Source organism: Rhodanobacter sp. FW104-R8 (assembly GCF_001617365.1).
Classification (GTDB): Bacteria; Pseudomonadota; Gammaproteobacteria; order Xanthomonadales; family Rhodanobacteraceae; genus Rhodanobacter.
The window spans coordinates 1-2,798 of sequence record NZ_LVJR01000055.1 but is presented as its reverse complement, the minus strand read 5'-3'; the positions used below and the strand labels follow the sequence as shown (position 1 = coordinate 2,798).

Genomic DNA, 2,798 nt, shown 5'->3' with positions numbered 1-2,798 from the left:
CTGGACAAGGTGCGCGCGCACTGGGCGCGCGTGCTCGGCACGGTGCAGGTGCGCACGCCGGAGCCGGCGCTCGACGTGCTCGCCAACGGCTGGCTGCTGTACCAGACCATCGCCTGCCGGCTGTGGGCGCGCAGCGGCTACTACCAGTCCGGCGGCGCGTTCGGTTTCCGCGACCAGCTGCAGGATTCGATGGCGACGATCCACGCCGCGCCCGAACTGTCGCGCGCGCAATTGCTGCTGAGCGCGGCGCACCAGTTCCCCGAGGGCGACGTGCAGCACTGGTGGCACCCGCCGCTGGACCGCGGCGTGCGCACCACCTGCTCCGACGACTACCTGTGGCTGCCGCTGGCCACCGCGCGCTACGTGCTGGCCAGCGGCGATTCCGGCGTGCTGGACGAGCGCGTCGGCTACATCGAGGGCCGCGCGCTGCACCCCGGCGAGGAGTCGTACTACGACCTGCCGCAGCCCTCCGGCCTGCACGAGACCCTGTACTGGCACAACGTGCGCGCGATCGAACGCAGCTTCGCGCAGCGCGGCGCGCACGGCCTGCCGCTGATCGGCGGCGGCGACTGGAACGACGGCATGAACCGGGTCGGCGAACAGGGCCGCGGCGAAAGCGTGTGGCTGGGCTTCTTCAGCGGCGAGGTGCTGACCCGCTTCGCCGAAGTGGCCCGGCTGCGCGGCGACGAGGCGTTCGCGCAACGCTGCGTAGGCGAGGTGGACCGCCTGCGCGCCGCGCTGGAGCAGCACGGCTGGGACGGCGCCTGGTACCGCCGCGCCTACTTCGACGACGGCACCCCGCTGGGCTCGGCCGGCAACGAGGAGTGCCGGATCGACTCGATCGCGCAGAGCTGGTCGGTGCTGTCCGGCCTCGCCGCGCCCGAGCGCCAGCGCCAGGCGATGGAATCGCTGGACACCCACCTGGTGCGCCGCGATGCCGGCCTGGTGCAGCTGCTGCGGCCGCCGTTCGACAAATCACCGCTCGACCCCGGCTACATCAAGGGCTACCTGCCCGGCGTGCGCGAGAACGGCGGCCAGTACACGCATGCCGCGATCTGGGCCACGATGGCCTTCGCCGAGCTCGGCGACCGCGAGCGCGCGTGGGAACTGCTGCGGATGATCAATCCGGTCGACCACGGCACCGGCGCCGCGCGAACGGACGTCTACAAGGTCGAGCCCTACGTGGTCAGCGCCGACGTGTACGCGGTCGAGCCGCACGTCGGCCGCGGCGGCTGGAGCTGGTACACCGGCTCCGCCGGCTGGATGTACCGCCTCATCGTGGAATCCCTGCTCGGCCTGCGCCGGGAGGCCGGCAGGCTGCGCTTCGCGCCGGTGCTGCCGGCGGCGTGGGAAGGCTTCGAGCTGGACTACCGCCACCACGGCACGCTGTACCGCATCGACATGCGGCAGAGCGAACCCGGCACGCTCGGCGAGGTATGGCTGGACGGCGTCGAACAGCCCGACGGCTCGATCCCGCTGCTCGACGACGGCGCCGAGCACAGCGTGGTGCTCAACCATCCACGTTCGCCGTGAGCCGATGACGAAGCACCGCCCCCGGCCTCAGCGGTCCAGCGGGCTCTGCACGCCGTGGCCGCCACGGTTGAGCACGTGGGTATAAATCTGGGTAGTCGCTACGTCTTTGTGGCCGAGCAGTTCCTGGACGGTACGGATGTCATACCCGGATTCCAGCAGATGCGTGGCGAAAGAGTGACGCAACGTATGCGCACTCACTGGCTTGACAATGCCTGCGCGGCGACAGGCACTTTTCAGTGAGCGCGACAGCAGCCCCTCATCAAAGTGATGACGACGCTCCACACCATCCAGTGGATCGACCGAGCGTTGCGCCGACGGAAATACGAATTGCCAGCCAAATTCCCGCCCGGCATGGGGATACTTGCGCGCCAGAGCGTGAGGCAGGCGAGCCACGCCAAAACCCGCAAGCAGGTCGCTCTCATGCAGCACGCTGGCGCGGTCGATCTCGCGCTGCAAAGGCTCGACCAACCGCTTCGGCAATACCGTGCGGCGATCCTTGCCACCCTTGCCGTCACGCACGGTAATTTCATTGCGCGCAAAATCCACATCCTTCACGCGCAGCCGCATGCACTCCATCAACCGCATGCCGGTGCCATACAACAGACTGGCCAACAGCCACGGACGACCTTCCATCTGCGCCAACAACGCCTGTACCTCCTCACGTGACAACACCGTGGGAACACGCTGCGAACGCTTCGCGCGCACCATCGTCTCCATCCAGGGCAAGTCGATCCGCAACACCTCGCGATAGAGAAAAAGCAGCGCCGACAGCGCCTGATTCTGCGTGCTGGCAGCCACGCCACCACGCACGGCCAGACCGGACAGGAAGCCTTCCACTTCCACCGCGCCCATATCACGCGGATGGCGCTTTCCATTCGCCAGAATGAACCGGCGTATCCATCCCACGTAGATGGTTTCGGTACGCAAACTGTAGTGTTTGAGCCGCAAACGTCGCCGAACCTCGTCAAGCAGGCGGGGCGCAGGCGCACCCGAACGAGCGGCAGATATCACCGGCGATTGTGAGGGATAAGACATAGGACCTCGATCCGTGAGATATGCAGTGGCAGCATCGCCGCCGCACACCGTAGCCGCCATCCGGCAACCCCTTGCCCGCTCGTAGGATTTGTCCGCTTGACCAAGGACAGCCGAAAGCTGAACATCGGTTGCATATGCCCCGATGTGGGGTCTACTAAGCGTTCGGCATCGAGAGCGGCGGACACGTTTCAGGGGAAAGTCCCTGCGTAAGACAGCGGAGCATCCGGATT

The 2,798-nt window shown here is 67.2% G+C and carries 2 protein-coding genes; one reads left to right on the top strand and one right to left on the bottom strand.

The annotated features are described in order from the left end of the window. A partial coding sequence (locus RHOFW104R8_RS10960; protein ID WP_343123792.1) for a GH36-type glycosyl hydrolase domain-containing protein occupies window positions 1-1,533 on the top strand: 1,533 nt, incomplete at its 5' end. Between the two features lie 27 nt (window positions 1,534-1,560). Here RHOFW104R8_RS10960 and RHOFW104R8_RS10955 read toward each other — a convergent pair. Next, on the bottom strand, window positions 1,561-2,568 hold the full coding sequence (locus tag RHOFW104R8_RS10955) for an integron integrase (protein WP_082823598.1): 1,008 nt from the start codon (window positions 2,566-2,568) through the stop codon (window positions 1,561-1,563). Between the last annotated feature and the right edge of the window lie 230 nt (window positions 2,569-2,798).